Raw genomic sequence first — 16,718 nt, forward strand, 5'->3', positions numbered from 1 at the left:
TTGAACCAATGTAGCTTGTCTCAAGTTTGTATTGATAGTATATTCAGCAAAAAATAGGAAGAACTAGACGTATGATGGAATAAAGTGAATATGTGTTTTTCAAGTGAAAGGACAAGTGTCACAAATGGTGAAATAACTATTGTGAGAGTAGTCTATAAATTAGTGGGACGGTAAGATAGTAAATGAAAAATATATGGGCAATTATGGGAGATATACTAGCGCAGCTCAAAATATATCAGCGATTTTTAAAATATATCGACTTATCGACAAAACATGACAAAAGGAGCCTATCCCAAAATATCTTTTGGAACAGACTCCAAGACTATATTATTTTTCCTTCAAAAAAGTTCGATCCTTCAAGAATAAATTCCAGAAGAAAATAAATCCTGGTAATAAAATTGCAATCCCAATTGCGTATAGAATAAGTAATGCATAGAATGTTTCGACCGTTGTAAAGCTTGTAAATACAGTTACATCAGGATAAATAATATACGGTAAATGAGCGACACCGTAAGCGTAACTGGCAAATGCATATTGAGCGACAACTGCTAAAACAGCAATGCGTGGGTATCCTAGTGTGCCATACTTCTTGTTTGTCCACCAAAGAGATGAATATCCGATCACGAATAAAACGATAGAAACTGTAAACCATGGGAATTGCTTTATGAGTCCTTGCATAAGCCAGTGTGTTTCTGGATCCATTACAACGAGGGCGATAATCGCCGTAACGAGTGTTGCAGGACCAAGGATGATGGCGTTTCTTCGATAAACTCTATACGAATCTTCTGAACCTTGCTCTCTCGCAAAATCAGCAAGAAAGAGAGAAGAGAGAAATAGTTCCGAAGTTAGCCCGAAGAGCATATAGCAATAGATAACCGGGCTAGAAAGAAGTTTTCCATACAGTAATACTTCTTTTCCTTCAGACATTGTAATATAAGCTCCCTCTGTAACAGGTAAAACGGTAATTAATAAGGCTGGAATTAAGAGCCCGGTAATACCTGAAATAACCCGAAGAAGGTACTGATATTTTGGCACAGAGTAAGCAAATACCATGAATGTACTGCGAATTGCAATGAGTATTAAAATTAACATAACTGGTACGAACATCACTGTTGCAAGGGTGAAAGCGGCTTTTGGAAAGAAACCGAGAAAAGCGACAACGACAAAGACGAGAAATGTATTTGTTACTTCCCAAGTCGGTGATAAGTATCGGTTGGCAAGCTTGGCAGCGAGCGTTGGATGTTTTGCGTATACCATGCCCCAAAAACCTGCTCCAAAATCGATAGACCCTAATATACTGTATACGAAAATAAGAGCCCACAAGATGATAATTGCAATACTTTCCTCATGCACGAGAATCGCCTCCTTCGTGATGTAAATCATTTGTAAGCGGATGTTTCTTAAAGAATGTCCGCAGTACAAAAACAGTTAAAATACCGAGTCCAATATATAAAATGATGAATAGAATAAATAAAGGACCGACAAAGTCAGCGCGTGTAGAAGCGTCGACTGTACGTTGCATACCATAAATAGTCCACGGTTGACGACCACTACAGCTGAAAATCCATCCAAATTCAATACCGAGCATCATAATTGGTCCACATGCGGCAGCTCCCCAAAGAAGCCACTTCGGTAATTCTGTTCTTTTTTTTCGGTAAACAAAGTACCAATATAAGAGGGCAATTGCTGCAACTGCAAAGGTGAAGGCAGCGGTGCCGACCATTAAGTTGAATAATGTATGTGTGTAAAATGGTGGCCATGTTTCTTGTGGGAATTCATTTAGTCCTTTTACGACGGTGCTAGGGTCTAGTCCCACTAGTAGGCTAAGCATGTTCGGAATTTCTAGTGCATAGTTTAGTTCAAGTGTGTTAGGATCCACAACGCCGCCAATTGATAACGGTGCATGTGATGTCGTTTCAAATAAAGCTTCAGCAGATGCAAGTTTTTCAGGAGAATGCTTATGTAAAGCAATTGCCGATTCGTGTCCCGAAAGCCACATCGTAGCACCTGTAATAAATGTCACGACGAGTCCTAACAGTAGTCCTTTTTTATGATACGCCACTTCACGTTTACTTAAATTTTTCTTTAATAATTTAAATCCAGCGATAGAGGCAATGACAGCAGCTCCAGTTGCATAGGCTGTAATCACAACGTGGAATGCACTTGTGCCAAAACTCGGATTAAAGAAAGCCTTCCACGGATCAACGTTAAAAACGGATCCATCTGGCCCCATTGAAAAGCCTGCGGGTGTATTCATCCATGTATTTGCTGATGTAATAAGCACGGCAGATGCAGTGGCACCAATCATGACGAAGAATAGCGAGATTAATCTCATGAATGGAGGTAGTTTGTCAGCAGCATATACATAAATGGACATGAACAAAGCCTCTAAAAAGAAGGCGAAAATCTCAATTTGAAAGGGAACAGAGATAACCTGCCCAACAATTTTGGCAAAACCAGGCCAAAGAAGTGAGATTTGGACACCAACGATTGTTCCAGTGGGGATGGCTACACCGAGAAGGATAGCAAATGCTTTCGTCCATCTTTTCGCCATAATAGCGTAGTCGGAATCTTTCTTCCAGTGATAGAGTATTTCACTTATAAAAATCATCAATGAAAGTCCCACGCCAAGTGTTGCAAAGATAATGTGGAATGCTAATGAAGAACCGAAAAACGCTCTTGCTAATGTTACCGTATCCATATGTAAACTCCTCTTCTTTTTTGCCATTATTTTCTGATTGAATTGGAAGATTTATTCAAAAAAACTACCAAAAATATATATGTATTTAAAAAGTGGATATGGTAATATAATGTTTGAATATTCTGAAAAGAAAGAAGTTAATTTTTAATAATATTTTGTTTGTTTTTTAGTAAGGAATATTTTATAATCTTTTATGCGAACATAAGTTCTGTTTTCCGGGGTGAAGAAGTTTATGTGAAATGGAGAGGATGTTTTATGTATCCTGAAGTCATTAAAAAGATGGCATTTTCAAAAGAGCATAGAGATTTATTATTGAAGCTGTATAATAAAGAGATTACGCGTCGTGAATATGATCGACTTGTGGCATCGCTATATAGACCTTCTAAAGAGGCTTGTGAAGGATAAGGAGGGAGACAATCTAATGGATTGTCTTTTTTAATTTTACGTATGTTCTGGTAAAATTAAGGCTAGCCTTATTAGGGAGGTGAATAGATTGCGGAAACGTTTATATATAGGGATTGGAGTTATTCTCTTAATCGCTTTAGGTGGAATTGTATTTTGGTCAGCTATACAAGGAAACCGTACAGAACATTTTATTTTGAGGCATATGGTGAATGAAAATGGGACGCTTGCTACATATCGTTTAGGGGATACGAAGGCAGGTGCGGGTGAAGCGAAAGGCCGTGAAGCTTTATCAGAATCAGCAGGATTATGGCTACAATATACACTCGATAAAGACGATCAAGCGTTATTCGATGAACAAGTTAAGGTTATTCAAAATAACTTTGTACATAAGGATCAAATCGTTGTATGGAAAATCTCTGAAAAGGGAGACATGCAGTCGGCTACCAATGCACTTATAGATGATCTTCGTATGATAGAGCAATTATATCGTGCTTATGAAATGTATAAGGAAGAGCGTTATAAAAACTTGGCAGATCAATTGAGTGATGCTGTAATGCGTTATAATAAGAAAGATAATTATTATGTTGATTATTATGATGCAGATGCAGGAAAACAAAATAATTTTGCAACGACATCATACTTAAATCCGCACGCATTCTCTTATATGAAGAAGTACGGCAAAGTTTCTGATCAGCAATATCAGGAAGTCGTTCAATTTTTAGCGGATTATCCGAGACATGGCTGGGCATTCCCGAAAGAGTATAAAGAAGATGGTACATTTACGTACGACAAAGAAGTGAATATAATCGACCAATCATACGTTGCCTATCACAGGAGTTTAGGTGGTCTTTCATCAGATGCTTATTTGGAATTTATAAAGAAGAAATTCCAGGAGGATGGAAAGCTATACGGTCGTTACAATTTAGAAACGGGAAAACAAACTGTAAACTATGAATCGCCAGCCGCTTACGGACTAACGATTATGTACGTACTACAAACAGGTGATACAAAGTTTGCAAAGGAATTATATGATCATATGGTCACATTCCGAAATGATAATGTATTTAGTAGATATTACGGTGGGTACGTAACAGGCGAAAATAATAATACGCATATTTTTGATAACGTATTGCCACTTTTAGCGGAAATGGAATTGGAGAAGAGTAAGAAATAGAAGGTGCCATCCTTTTCGGGTGGCACCTTCTATTTTTGTCGTTATTTGATGATAAGCCGATATAATTTTACGTCCTAATATTAGAGAAGTAGTCAATCACGAATTTGCGGAATTGCTGAGCAGTTTTCGATAAATAGCGTTTTTTCGACCAACTTAAGCCGATAGTTCGCTCGCAATTCGGTTCAATAATACGTAACTTATTTAATGCTAAAGCAGAGTTTTTTAATAAAGTTAAACTTGGGACGAAAGCGATGCCGAGACCTTGCTTAATAAGGTCGCTAATTACGGTTGGTTCATCTACTTCAAAAGCGATATGCGGAGTGAAGCCAGCTTTCTTGCAAAATTCATCTGTTAAGTGCCGAAATCCGTAACCAGTGTTCATACTAATAAACGGTTCGTCTTTTACTTCATGCAGATGGATACTGTCGCGTCCTGATAAACGATGACCTGAAGGGACGACTAAGAAAATTTCTTCTGTAATAAGTGGTTCCCACATAATTTCCTCGCCTTCAATTGGCACAGAAGAAATGCAAAAGTCAATTTCTATATTATCTAGTTGTCGTTTCATAGAAGGAGTAGATGCGAGAAACTGTTGGAATCGAACGTTAGGATGTTCTAGTAAAAAAGAACCGAGTAGTTCTGGTAATATTCTCGGAATAGAAACTGCCAGTGTAATAGAGCTTTGTTGTAATTCAGCTAAATCTTTAATTTCTCGTTCCCCTTCACTTAATTCATGAAAAATGCGCTCTACTCGTTTTAAAAATACTTTCCCAAAAGAGTTTAATGTAATCTGTCGACCTTGGCGATCAAATAGCGGGACGCCTAAGTCTTTTTCTAATCTAGCAATTGTTTTGCTGAGCGAAGGTTGTGCGATATGCAATTCCTCAGCCGCTTTTGTCATATGTTCTAATCGTGCGACTGTCTGAAAGTATTTTAGTTGCAGAAGTTCCATTTTGACTCTCCTTTCTATAGACCAAAAGGAATGAATTAATAATTAAAGATGTATTATACAGTATGGAAAGTGGCGTGTATAGTAAATCTGTTAAACCATTGTAATGTTGTGAAATTAGGAGAAGGAGTATGTTTCATGAAGGGAATTCAACTTATATTTAAAGATTGGAAAGCGATGTGGCACCATAAACATGGACGTATCGCTTTAATTTTTTTATTAATCGTTCCTTTAATTTATTCAGGATTCTTTTTAGCTGGATATTGGGATCCATATGGGAAATTAGATAAATTACCTGTTGCGATTGTGAATTTAGATAAAGGTGCTGCAATGGATGAAAAAACAATTCATGCAGGAAACGATTTTGTAGAAAATTTAAAAGAGAATAAGGAACTAGCTTTTCATTTCGTATCAGAAAAACATGCTGATGAAGGATTAAAAGAAGATAAGTATTATATGGTTGTTACAATTCCAGAGGATTTCTCTAAAAAGGTAAGTACACTTATGGATGAGAAACCAGAACCAGCGCAGCTGCAGTACAAAGTGAATCCAGGTAAAAACTTTGTAGCAGCGCAAATTGGAACGACAGCTGTTGAAAATATGAAAATAAAAATTTCAAATGGTATTACGAAATCTTATACAGAAGGTGTCTTTTCAAAGTTTCAAGACTTAGCACAAGGATTGAGCGATGCAAGTAGTGGTGCTGAGAAGTTACATGAAGGAACGACATCTGCAAAAAATGGGGCAAATCAGCTTGCAGATGGTATTCATCGTTTAAATGAAGGGACATCAAAAGTGAAAGACGGAAGTGAAAAACTTGCCGCTAGCAAATCAGCCTTAACTGGCGGAGCAAATGAGCTGAGCCAAGGAGCGACATCACTTCATAGTGGGATGGAGTTATTGACGCAAGGTGAAAAAACTTTACAATCAGGGATTAGTGAATTAAGTGCTGGTACAAATGAATGGGTGAACGGAAATGAGAAACTTGCTGAAGGGCAAGTGAAAGCGGACAATGCAGCAAATAGTATAAAACAACAATTAGAAGAGTACGTGAAAAGTCATCCGGAAATGCAGCAAGATCCTGCTTTTCAAAAGATCATTGCTACTTCTAACGGATTAGCTAAAGCAACAAACACTTTAAATAATAGCCAACAACAATTGACACAAGGTGTGCAGAAGATTGCGGATGGTCAGCATAAGGTTGAAGAGGGCATGAATACATTTGGAGTTAAGTTAAATGAGGCTACTAATGGAACGAAAAAGATTGCAGATGGTGCAGCGAATTTAGCTAATGGATTTACGAAGTGGGGAAGTGGATTTACATCATTACAAGAAGGTGTAAATCAGCTTGCGAGTGGCGGAACAGAGCTAAATCATGGTGCTGATCAGTTAACGAACGGACTAGTTAAACTTGAAGATGGCGCAAAAGAACTTTCTACGAAATTGGGAGAGGGTGCAGAGAAGATAGCGGATGTTCGCAATGATGATGCACGCAATACGATGTTCTCAGAGCCGGTTCAATTAGTGAAGTCGACAGTTTCTGATGTGCCGAATTACGGTTCAGGTATTGCACCATACTTCTTATCACTTGCATTTTATGTTGGCGGAATTATGGCATCGAATATTTTACCTCTTGGCCGCAGACAAAATATGAAGGTAAGTGGAACCGTACATTTTATTAATAAACTAGGATTGGTATATGTAATTGGACTGATTCAAGCATTACTTGTAGATGTAGTTGTATTAGGAGTTATGAAATTAGAAGTTGCAAGTGTGCCACTCTTTGTTTTATCAAGTATCGTTATTTCCTTTACATTCATGACATTTATTCTCATGTTAGTAACGGTATTTGGTCTCGTTGGAAAGTTCTTAGCAGTAACGCTTCTTGTCTTGCAATTAGCGACGAGTGGGGGGACTTTCCCAGGAGAATTAAATATAGCTATTCTTAGCAAGATTGGACAATTTCTCCCAATGTCTCATTCTCTTAGAGGGCTACAAGATGTGATTTCTTTAGGAGATTGGTCGCAATTACAAATGCAAATTTTAATATTATTATGCTATCTCGTTGTTGCCGGCGGAATTGCTTGGATCACGAGTCATATACAACATAGGGAAACGAACGCAGAACAAGTTTCTTAAAATGAAAGAAGCTATCCGTTTTTTTGGATAGCTTTTTTTTTATTTGCGTTCCATTACCGCAAAGTAATTGTTTTCATTATCAGCAAAGTTAAATGCTCTGCCAGTAGGTAAATCGACAACTTGTCCAACTGTAACGTTTTTCTCAGAAAGATCTTTATATAGTTGATCTAAGTTATTAGAGAAGAACATAAGTGAAGGTGTATGTAAGTTTAATTCAGGTTGCATCTTCGCAATTAAGGCTTTATCGTGAAGGACGATACTTGTGCCTGCATCTTTTGTTGGAGCGATTTCAATCCAGCGAAATCCTTTTCCGTTATTTTCTTCCGCGATGATTTGGAACCCTACTTTTTTTGTCCAAAATTGTACTGTTTCGTCTTGGTTATTTACATATAACATAATTTGTCCAATTTGATTAATCATAGGTGTGTCCTACTTTCTTTTCTTGTATGGAATTCTATTATATCAAAGATATGGTTTGAATACTTTTTCGTGATTTTTTCGAAGTACAATCTTCGCCCATTTCATATTTGCCCTCGGAGAAGGACCCGTAATCCACGTATGAAATGGTAGTGTCCTACAAATGACCATTGCTGAAATTGAGATTGTGGCCGTTATTGTAAATAATAATAGGCTGTATAATATGGTGTTTTCTTGCAGTGTGAATAAAGAAAGAAATTTTGTACATAGTTGCAAGAAGAAAAAGTGAGCTAAATAAGCACCGTACGTGTAATTACCGATAAAGCGTAAAGCTTTATATAAGAAACCGCGTCGCTGTACGATTGTAATAGACAGCACGTAAAGTATAATAATTTCGCATACGATATATAAAAACATAGACGGTTTTAAATAGGTTGAAACGGTTAAATGAATAGAGTTTGCTCCGTAAAAACTAAATAACTCATAATTGATGAATAAAAATAAGATGAAAAATAATATTGTAATAAGTGGTATATGTTTCATGACAAATGTACGCCATGTTTTTAGTGCGACAGCAGCGATTCCCCCCATGACGAAATAGAATGAGTAGAAGAAAAAGGAACGGTCTGTATAATGTAAAATGGTTGAGCTAGTCAATTTCTCTCCATTAAAAATGTAGTGAGAAGAATACCACATTAAGAGGAAATATAGAGAAGCAAAGATGGTCATATATTTATATATGTCTTTTTTATTTTCTGTTCGTTTTTGAAACCAATAAAAAAGTGTGCATAGTAAAGGGAACAATAAGTGAATTTGGAACATCATAATCACGTACCAAAGATGGGGTGCAGCTGTTCCGAGTAATAAACTTTTGATACCACTTTGTAGTGTAATCATATCGTTTGTTGTTAATAAGTAAAGAATAGACCAGAAGAAATAAGGAATGAGTAAATGTGCGGCTTTTTCATAAATATATTCTGTGTAGGCTAGTTGCTTCGTATATTGCCGAATTAAGTGAAAGCCGACGATAAATATGAATGCAGGTGCTGAGAATTTTGCAAGGTTAAATAGCATGCCCATAATGAGGGATTGCTCAAGTAAGACATTTCCTTGATGCATTGTATATAATAAGGAACTTTGCAAAACGACAGCAAGGAATGCAATGCTTTGCAAAACTTTAAATTCTGGTGCGCTTTGTGTCATTATGTCCATCTCCTTTTCCATACATGATTATAGTACGGAGAATGGATGATAGGTGTGGAATATTTGTGAAGATTATAACAAATTTGTGGCGGAATGGATTAACAACAAAAAAAGAGGATGCTCGGTTGGAGCATCCTCTTTCTATTTATTAAGCAAATTTGTTTTTGATCCAGTTCTTACCTTCTACAAGGCGAGCTGTCATTACGGCACAAGCGTTATCAGCTGTTACGTTTAACATCGTTGCAGGAGGATCAATGATTGTACTGATTGCTGCGATAATTGGTAATGCTTCTGGCGGGAAGCCGTATAGAGAAACGATTAACATCTCACCAATCATACCGCCGCCTGGAATAGCACCCATTACTGTTCCTACTAATAGAGAAACAACAAGTGCGATTGCTAATGTTTTTGGTCCTTCGAATTCCATGTTGAAAATACCGAATAAGAAAGCAATTTTTAATACGCCACCTAAAACAGAGCCGTCTTTATGAAGTGTAGATCCAAGAAGGACAACTGTTTCACGAACGTCAGACGAGATACCCATTTTCTTCGTTGCTTCCAAGTTCGCTGGAATACTAGCAGCACTACTACAAGTTGCAAGAGATGTAACTGTAGGAGAGACCATGTTCTTCCAAAATACTTGTACACCTTGTTTGCGACCTGCAAGGTATGCATAGAACGTGAAGAATACAAAGAAGTAAATGAGAGAAGCTGGATAGTATACCATTGCTGCTCGGAAGTAAGTTCCAAGAAGCTGTGGTCCGAATTCACCAACTAATGCTGCGAAGTAAGCAGCAAGTCCGATTGGAGCGTAGTACATGATGAAAGATACAACTTTCATTGAAATTTCTGCACCAGCTTGTAAGAATGTAGCGAATGGTTTACCTTTTTCACCAACTGCTGAAGTTGCAACCCCCATTAAAATAGAGAAGAAAATAAGAGCTAACATATTTTCACGAGATAGTAACTTCGAGAAATCAGATACTGTTAGAATACCAACAATTTGATCTGCAACACTAACTGCTTTTTCAGCTTTATCAGGCTGCGTTAGTTCTAATACAACACCTTGTGCTGGCGGGAATACTTTCACGACAATAATCATAAAAATAGCAGCTAAAATACTTGTAAATAAGAAAGTTCCAGCCATACTAGACATAATTTTACCAAAACGTTTTAATCCATCCATATTAGCAATAGATGAAGCGATGCTAAAGAACACTAACGGTACAACAATCGTAAACATTAAGTTTAAGAAAATGTCACCAAGCGGCTTTAAAGCAACAGCATCGGCACCCATGAAATAACCAATGAAACCACCAATTAGGATAGAAGATAATAAAATAAGTGGAAAGCGATATGCCTTCATAAATATATCCTCCTATCAATTAAAAAAATCATACTGAATTATTATAGCGAGTTAGAGCCCTCTTTACTAGGAAAATACGGATAGATGGAATAGCGTGAAAACCGAGAAATTTTTGTTTTTAAGCTCGGCATACAGCAGGAAATCTAGACATATATATTTGTAACCTAGTGGTGGCAAAGGATACGCCGTAACTTAGGTTTGGAAAAAGGGGGAGGGAAATGGAATGAATATTTTACTTTGCTGTGCAGCGGGAATGTCTTCCAGTTTAATTGTTACGAAAATGGAGAAAGCAGCAGAGGCAAGAGGGATAGAGGTAAAGATTTGGGCAGTATCAGGTTCTGAAGTAAATAGTCATATAGATGAAGCTGATGTACTTTTACTTGGACCGCAAGTACGTTATTTATTACCGAAAATGAAAGAGTTATGTAAGGAGAAGGGAGTACCTGTTGATGTCATTCAATCCGTCCATTACGGACTTTGTAATGGAGAAGCTATCTTGCAAGCAGCTTTGTCAATGAAACCATGAGGAGAGTGGGATAGATGATACGGTTTTTAGAGAAATATGTAATGCCAGTAGCAGGGAAGGTTGCGGAGCAGAGGCACTTGCTAGCGATTCGTGATGGACTTGTATTGACAATGCCTTTCTTAATTATAGGATCATTTTTCCTCATCATTAGTGCTTTACCAATACCAGGTTATAATGATTTTATGGCAGGCTTGTTTGGGGAGAATTGGCAGAGGGCTTTGGGGTATCCAGTTAGTGCAACTTTTAATATAATGGCTTTAATAGCTGTTTTTGGAATCGCTTACAGACTTGGAGAATATTATAAAGTGGACGCTTTAGCATCCGGGGCATTGTCGCTTGTGACGTTTTTACTTGCGACGCCATTTCAAGTTGCATATATTATACCAAGTACAAAAGAGAGTGTACTTGTAGAAGGTGCTATCCCAGCTGCATTAATGGGGAGCCAAGGGTTATTTGTAGCAATGATTATTGCACTTATATCTACTGAGCTTTATCGGTTTATTGTACAAAAAAAGATAATTATAAAGATGCCAGAGACAGTTCCACCAGCTGTGACACGTTCATTTGCCGCACTTGTTCCAGGATTTATTGTTGTAACGGTTATTTGGATTTTACGTTTAATTATAGAAAATACTTCTTTTGGCAGTATCCATAATATTGTGGGGCAAATTTTACAGGAACCACTTAGTGTACTTGGTGCTAGTCTTTGGGGCGCAATAATAGCTGTTATTCTCGTTCATGTTCTTTGGTCATGTGGAATTCATGGAGCTACTATTGTTGGTGGTGTAATGAGTCCCGTTTGGTTGTCGTTAATGGATCAAAACCGAGTTGCTTACCAAGCAGGGCAAGATATACCAAATACGATTACTGCACAGTTTTTTGATTTATGGATTTATATGGGCGGTTCCGGTGCAACACTTGCTTTAGTTGTAGGAATGTTATTATTTGCCCGAAGTCAGCAATTAAAAAGTATAGGTAGATTGTCAATTGCGCCTGGTATATTTAATATTAATGAGATGGTAACTTTTGGGATGCCAATTGTCATGAATCCAATTTTATTAATTCCATTTATTTTGGTTCCAGTTGTGTTAACAATTGTTTCTTACTTTGCAATGGAATGGGGATTAGTTGCTCGTCCGAGTGGAGCGGCTGTACCTTGGACGACACCGATTCTTTTTAGTGGATATTTAGGATCGGGCGGGAAACTTTCAGGTGTTGTTTTACAACTTGTTAACTTTGCGCTTGCATTCTTCATTTATTTACCGTTCTTAAAAATATGGGATAAACAAAAAGTGGCGGAAGAAAAGGGGGAGTAGAGAACTAAAATGGATACGATAGAAACGAAGGCTTTTCATTTAATTTTGCATGGGGGAAATGCGCGAAGTTGTTCAATGGAAGCAATTGATTGTGCGAAGCGTGGAGAGTTTACAGAAGCAGAAGCTAAATTACAAGAAGCGTTAGAGGAATTAAAAGAGGCGCACCGTGTACAAACGGATCTCATACAGAAAGAAGCTGGTGGTGAAAAGACTGAAGTTACCCTTCTGATGGTCCACGCGCAAGATCATTTAATGAATGCGATTACGGTGAAGGAGTTAGCGAGTGAATTTGTAGAATTGTATAGGAAGATGTCGGTGAATGAATGAACCTTGCGTATGCAAGGTTTTTTTATGTATGTTTCTGTACCATCAGTGGAATGTTCGATCCACTGATGGTATTTACAATCCTCCTTTTTACAAATGAGTAAGGTTGATATTTAATCGGTAGTCACAATCTCCCCTATACCACGAATTAGTTTTTTTATATTCATCTCATTTGGTTTTAATATACTCACGATATAATCGATCGCTATTTGCGGTTCAACGGTCGTACCGCACGTGTAACAGTCAATGGCTGCAAAGTTTTTTTCTGGATAAGTGTGAATAGAAAGGTGGCTTTCAGATAGTAAAACTAAAACAGTAACACCATGCGGATCGAATTCTTTTGCACTTACGTTTAAAACATGGGCACCAGAACAATTTGCAGCGGTAACTAAATGATATTCTAAAAAGCGAACATCATCTAATAGAGAAAAGTCCACTCCCCATAAATCTACTATTATATGTTTACCGAAAGTAGAGTATTCCATAAGGTAGCACTCCTCACTATAATATCGTTAAAATTCCATTTCCTTTTTGTAACATTCGTGTAGGATAAGATTCGATTCGGAATTTAAAAGGGCAAGATTGCGCTGTTCAAGATGCTCTTCTTTAAATTGAAATAAAGGAGAGAGAAGAGAAGGTAATGTTCGAGGAGTTGGTACAACATATAATTGCTCAATTTGATCGAGTACATAGGCAGAATTAGCAGCAATATGAAACCCCCAGTCAGTTCCGAAAGAAGGAACGATTGTATGATAACTTTTCACAGTTAATCCAGCATGTTCAATTGTGTTACCGATGCTCCAGTATACTAGAGGTGCATCAGCAGGTGAATTAGATTGGCAGACGAACGCGCCATCTTCTGTTAAAAACGTAGCTATACGAGCAAAAAGTTCGCTTGTATATAAAGTACTTAACAACTCTGTCGCTGGGTCTGGAAAATCAATAATGATTACATCGTATAAAGAGGAAGGAGAATTCAGAAATTCTTTTGCATCACATACGTGTGCGTTCACACGATTATCAAAAAATGCGCTTTTGTTCAAAGAAACTAATTCAGGAACGTTACGAGCCATATCAATCATCGATCCGTCTAAATCAACAAGGTCTACATGTAGCACAGTTTCATATTTCAAAACTTCTCGTAAAGCAAGACCATCGCCACCACCTAATATAAGAACACGCTTTGGATCAATTACTTTTGACATAATTGGATGAACAAGTGCTTCATGATAAATTTGCTCATCGACGGAACTAAATTGTAGTTGCTTGTCCAAATATAAACGAACATCGCTTACTTGTAACAAATTAATATTTTGGTAATTACTTTGTTCTGTAAATAAACTTGTATGTTCACCAGCTTGTATTTCTTTTAGCGAAATTTCATCCCATATATCTAAGTTATATGAGTTTGTTTCTATTGTAGGTTCTGAGTGTTCTTGTTTGTCCTGTTTATCGTATTTGTCCTGTTTATCGTATTTGTCCTGTTTATCGTGTTTGTCTTGTTTATCTTGTTTATCGTGTTTGTCTTGTTTGTCCTGCTTAGTTTCTATTTCCTCTTGTTCTAGTTCAAATTTGTCATAGTCTAATTCAGAGCGCTTGTCTTTTTTATAGCTAGTTATTCTATAAATCTTTATTTTGTTCTGTTTTCTATGTTTTGGCATAGGAATCCCCTTTCGAATTGTGTTATTTTATTCTATTCTATGTAATCTAGTAGAGTTTGCTTGGACAATAGATAGAAGAGTGTGTTCAAGAGAGGTTTATTTTTTACTAGATTTTCACGTTGAAAAAAATTTTTTAGTGTTTTTTTATTTTAAATACAACTAGACAACTAAAAACTAATCTATTTTTATACAGTTATGTGTTAAAAGCGTGTTGTTTTATAACACACTGTGTGTTTTTTGGGTGACACACTAATTGAAAGCGTTAACACACAAAGAAAACAGTCGAAAAAGTGCTGATTTTAGTGGTTTTAAAAAGTTGGCACGCTAATTGCATTAATAAATAGCGTAAAGAAAAATAAATAAAACATAAATTTTTTATACTACACAAGGGGGATTTTCAAATGAATATTTTATTATGTTGCTCAGCAGGGATGTCTACAAGTTTACTAGTTACAAAAATGGAAGCGGCTGCAAAAGCTCGCGGTCTAGAAGGAAAGATTTGGGCTGTATCTGGGGATGCAGTAAAAACAAATATCGATCAAGCAGATGTATTATTACTAGGACCACAAGTTCGTTACATGCTGTCTTCAATGAAAACGCTTGCTGATGAGAGAAATGTTGGAATCGATGTTATTAATCCAATGCACTACGGCATGATGAATGGAGAAGCAGTTTTAGATCACGCATTAACACTTAAAAAATAATTAGGGGGGAAGCGAAATGCAAAAGTTTATTGCATTCATGGAGAAATATATTGTTCCTGTCGCTGGTAAAATCGGATCGCAACGTCACTTAGCTGCGATCCGTGATGGATTTATTGCAGTTATGCCACTTATTTTAGTTGGTGCACTGGCATCACTAATTAATGGTTTTCCATCTGAAGCTTTCCAAGATTTCATGAAAGGTTTGTTTGGTGAAACTTGGAAACAAGTTGGCGGTGGAATGTGGACTGGTTCTTTTGCGATTCTAGCACTAATCATAGCATTTACAACAAGTTATAACTTAGCAAAATCTTACGGCGTTGATGGTTTGTCAGCAGGTATTATTTCATTTGGTGCGTTAATTATTCTTACGCCAACAACACCGAAAGAAGGCGGATTGAACTTAGCTTGGACAGGTGCACAAGGGTTATTCGTAGCAATTATTGTGGCACTCCTTGTTACTGAAGTATTCCGTTTCTTTGTACAAAGAAACATTACTTTTAAAATGCCTGATGGAGTACCACCAGCAGTTTTAAGATCTTTCGCAGCTATAGTTCCAGCATTTGTTATCTTAACAGTAGTTGCAGGTATTCAATTAGCAGTGAAATTAGCTGGTACAAGTGTTCATGAATTTATCTTTAATACGATTCAATCACCACTGCAAAGTTTAGCAGGGACATTACCAAGTGCAATTGTCATTGTACTCCTTGTTCATCTTCTTTGGTTCTTCGGTTTACATGGTCCAAATATCGTTGGTGGTATTATTGAGCCATTATACTTACCGGCATTAGAGAAAAACATGAATTTATTCAAAGGTGGTACATCTGCATTTGATGTTCCAAACATTGTTACAAAACCATTCTTTGATACTTTCGTATATCTTGGTGGTTCTGGTGCAACATTAGCGTTCTTAGTCGTTGTATTACTTGTAGCGAAAAGTGCGCAATTACGCGGTGTATCTCGTTTATCAATTGGTCCTGGTGCATTCAACATTAACGAACCAGTAATCTTTGGTACACCAATTATTTTAAATCCAATTTTATTCTTACCGTTTATCATAACACCAATTGTATTAGTAATTACTTCTTATACAGCTATATCTATTGGCTGGGTACCAAAAACAGTTGTGATGATTCCATGGGCAACACCACCAATTATTAGTGGTTATCTTGTAACAGGTGGACATCTTTCAGGTGCAATTCTACAGTTATTCAACTTTGTAATTGCGATGGCAATCTACTATCCATTCGTAGTATTATGCGACCGTTCTGTTGTTCGTACTGAAAAAGCAGCAGCACAAGGAAATAACAACTCTGTACCTATGTAACATAGTAATTGTTCTCACAGGTAACATTATCTGTGAGAACAATCACCTTTATACCATGTTCAGAAAGATGAGACCCATCTACAAGAACACCAAACTATCATTTATAAAATAATAATTTAATAGAAATGTTCAAACTGAAGGGGTATGTAAATCGGTTGAACCATAATAGAGAGGGCGGTAATAATGATGACTACAGCAGAACAAATTCCATTCCAATTAATTTTAAATAGTGGTAATGCACGAAGCTTTGCGATGGAGGCACTTCAATTTGCCAAACAGGGGAAAATGGCAGAGGCTGATGAAGCAATGGTAAAGGCGAAAGAAGCAATTAATGAAGCGCATCATTTCCAAACAGAGCTCATACAATCAGAAGCAAGAGGAGAAAAAACAGAGATTAGTGTTCTTTTAATTCACGCACAAGATCATTTAATGAATGCGATTACAGTGAAAGAATTAGCAACAGAATTTATTGACCTTTATAAAAAGTTAGAAGCGAAAGGGGAATAAAG

The 16,718-nt window shown here is 37.0% G+C and carries 17 protein-coding genes; 9 read left to right on the forward strand and 8 right to left on the reverse strand.

Going from position 1 to position 16,718, the window contains the following annotated elements; all coding sequences use genetic code 11:
- Positions 1-327 precede the first annotated feature (327 nt).
- Positions 328-1,353, reverse strand: coding sequence for a cytochrome d ubiquinol oxidase subunit II (locus tag AC3WTI_RS20145; RefSeq protein WP_087959256.1), 1,026 nt, complete (start codon positions 1,351-1,353; stop codon positions 328-330).
- The gene (gene cydA / locus AC3WTI_RS20150) at positions 1,346-2,701 is read right to left on the reverse strand and encodes a cytochrome ubiquinol oxidase subunit I (protein ID WP_087959257.1); all 1,356 of its coding nucleotides are present in this window, start codon (positions 2,699-2,701) and stop codon (positions 1,346-1,348) included. Before cydA ends, AC3WTI_RS20145 begins: the two co-directional genes overlap by 8 nt.
- A gap of 255 nt (positions 2,702-2,956) precedes the next feature.
- Between cydA and AC3WTI_RS20155 the strand changes: the two genes are divergently transcribed.
- A complete protein-coding gene (locus tag AC3WTI_RS20155) occupies positions 2,957-3,106 on the forward strand; it encodes a hypothetical protein (protein ID WP_000283173.1) in 150 nt (49 codons plus the stop codon).
- 88 nt (positions 3,107-3,194) lie between these two features.
- Entirely contained in the window at positions 3,195-4,280 is a 1,086-nt protein-coding gene (locus tag AC3WTI_RS20160) for a transcriptional regulator (protein ID WP_142286719.1), read from the forward strand.
- Between the two features lie 67 nt (positions 4,281-4,347).
- Here the strand turns inward: AC3WTI_RS20160 and AC3WTI_RS20165 are convergent, their stop codons facing one another.
- Positions 4,348-5,232: a LysR family transcriptional regulator gene (locus AC3WTI_RS20165; RefSeq protein WP_253621677.1), complete on the reverse strand. Its 885-nt coding sequence runs from the start codon at positions 5,230-5,232 to the stop codon at positions 4,348-4,350.
- A gap of 135 nt (positions 5,233-5,367) precedes the next feature.
- Between AC3WTI_RS20165 and AC3WTI_RS20170 the strand changes: the two genes are divergently transcribed.
- Positions 5,368-7,368 carry a YhgE/Pip family protein gene (locus tag AC3WTI_RS20170; protein WP_253621676.1) on the forward strand — a complete coding sequence of 667 codons (2,001 nt, stop codon included), beginning with the start codon at positions 5,368-5,370 and terminating at the stop codon, positions 7,366-7,368.
- Positions 7,369-7,407: 39 nt separating this feature from the next.
- On the opposite strand, the gene AC3WTI_RS20175 is transcribed toward AC3WTI_RS20170, so the two are convergent.
- The 3 genes from AC3WTI_RS20175 to AC3WTI_RS20185 form a co-directional block, all read right to left on the reverse strand.
- Positions 7,408-7,788, reverse strand: a complete 381-nt coding sequence (locus tag AC3WTI_RS20175) for a VOC family protein (RefSeq protein WP_253621675.1) — start codon at positions 7,786-7,788, stop codon at positions 7,408-7,410.
- Positions 7,789-7,830: 42 nt separating this feature from the next.
- Positions 7,831-8,988: an acyltransferase gene (locus AC3WTI_RS20180; protein WP_253621674.1), complete on the reverse strand. Its 1,158-nt coding sequence runs from the start codon at positions 8,986-8,988 to the stop codon at positions 7,831-7,833.
- A gap of 148 nt (positions 8,989-9,136) precedes the next feature.
- On the reverse strand, positions 9,137-10,354 hold the full coding sequence (locus AC3WTI_RS20185; protein ID WP_000649373.1) for a dicarboxylate/amino acid:cation symporter: 1,218 nt from the start codon (positions 10,352-10,354) through the stop codon (positions 9,137-9,139).
- A gap of 223 nt (positions 10,355-10,577) precedes the next feature.
- On the opposite strand from AC3WTI_RS20185, the gene AC3WTI_RS20190 reads away from it, so the two are divergent.
- The 3 genes from AC3WTI_RS20190 to AC3WTI_RS20200 are packed head-to-tail and all read left to right on the forward strand — an operon-like array spanning position 10,578 to position 12,523.
- Positions 10,578-10,880, forward strand: coding sequence for a PTS sugar transporter subunit IIB (locus AC3WTI_RS20190; protein ID WP_001023539.1), 303 nt, complete (start codon positions 10,578-10,580; stop codon positions 10,878-10,880).
- A gap of 14 nt (positions 10,881-10,894) precedes the next feature.
- Positions 10,895-12,196: a PTS cellobiose transporter subunit IIC gene (celB, locus tag AC3WTI_RS20195; RefSeq protein WP_048528124.1), complete on the forward strand. Its 1,302-nt coding sequence runs from the start codon at positions 10,895-10,897 to the stop codon at positions 12,194-12,196.
- Positions 12,197-12,205: 9 nt separating this feature from the next.
- A complete protein-coding gene (locus tag AC3WTI_RS20200) occupies positions 12,206-12,523 on the forward strand; it encodes a PTS sugar transporter subunit IIA (RefSeq protein WP_087959267.1) in 318 nt (105 codons plus the stop codon).
- Positions 12,524-12,633: 110 nt separating this feature from the next.
- Here AC3WTI_RS20200 and speD read toward each other — a convergent pair whose 3' ends face one another.
- Together speD and AC3WTI_RS20210 are read right to left on the reverse strand one after the other, a co-directional pair.
- Entirely contained in the window at positions 12,634-13,005 is a 372-nt protein-coding gene (gene speD, locus AC3WTI_RS20205; RefSeq protein ID WP_087959268.1) for an adenosylmethionine decarboxylase, read from the reverse strand.
- A 27-nt stretch (positions 13,006-13,032) separates the two neighbouring features.
- The gene (locus AC3WTI_RS20210; protein WP_492304390.1) at positions 13,033-14,181 is read right to left on the reverse strand and encodes a polyamine aminopropyltransferase; all 1,149 of its coding nucleotides are present in this window, start codon (positions 14,179-14,181) and stop codon (positions 13,033-13,035) included.
- A 401-nt stretch (positions 14,182-14,582) separates the two neighbouring features.
- On the opposite strand from AC3WTI_RS20210, the gene AC3WTI_RS20215 reads away from it, so the two are divergent.
- The 3 genes from AC3WTI_RS20215 to AC3WTI_RS20225 all read left to right on the forward strand — a co-directional run bounded on the left by AC3WTI_RS20215 (position 14,583) and on the right by AC3WTI_RS20225 (position 16,716).
- Complete coding sequence (locus tag AC3WTI_RS20215) at positions 14,583-14,885, forward strand: PTS sugar transporter subunit IIB (protein ID WP_001023569.1); 303 nt, start codon at positions 14,583-14,585, stop codon at positions 14,883-14,885.
- A 16-nt stretch (positions 14,886-14,901) separates the two neighbouring features.
- Complete coding sequence (gene celB / locus AC3WTI_RS20220; RefSeq protein WP_087959271.1) at positions 14,902-16,209, forward strand: PTS cellobiose transporter subunit IIC; 1,308 nt, start codon at positions 14,902-14,904, stop codon at positions 16,207-16,209.
- 183 nt (positions 16,210-16,392) lie between these two features.
- The gene (locus AC3WTI_RS20225; protein WP_000989053.1) at positions 16,393-16,716 is read left to right on the forward strand and encodes a PTS lactose/cellobiose transporter subunit IIA; all 324 of its coding nucleotides are present in this window, start codon (positions 16,393-16,395) and stop codon (positions 16,714-16,716) included.
- Positions 16,717-16,718 lie beyond the last annotated feature (2 nt).

The sequence above is a fragment of the Bacillus sp. EB106-02-03-XG38 genome, from assembly GCF_058792175.1.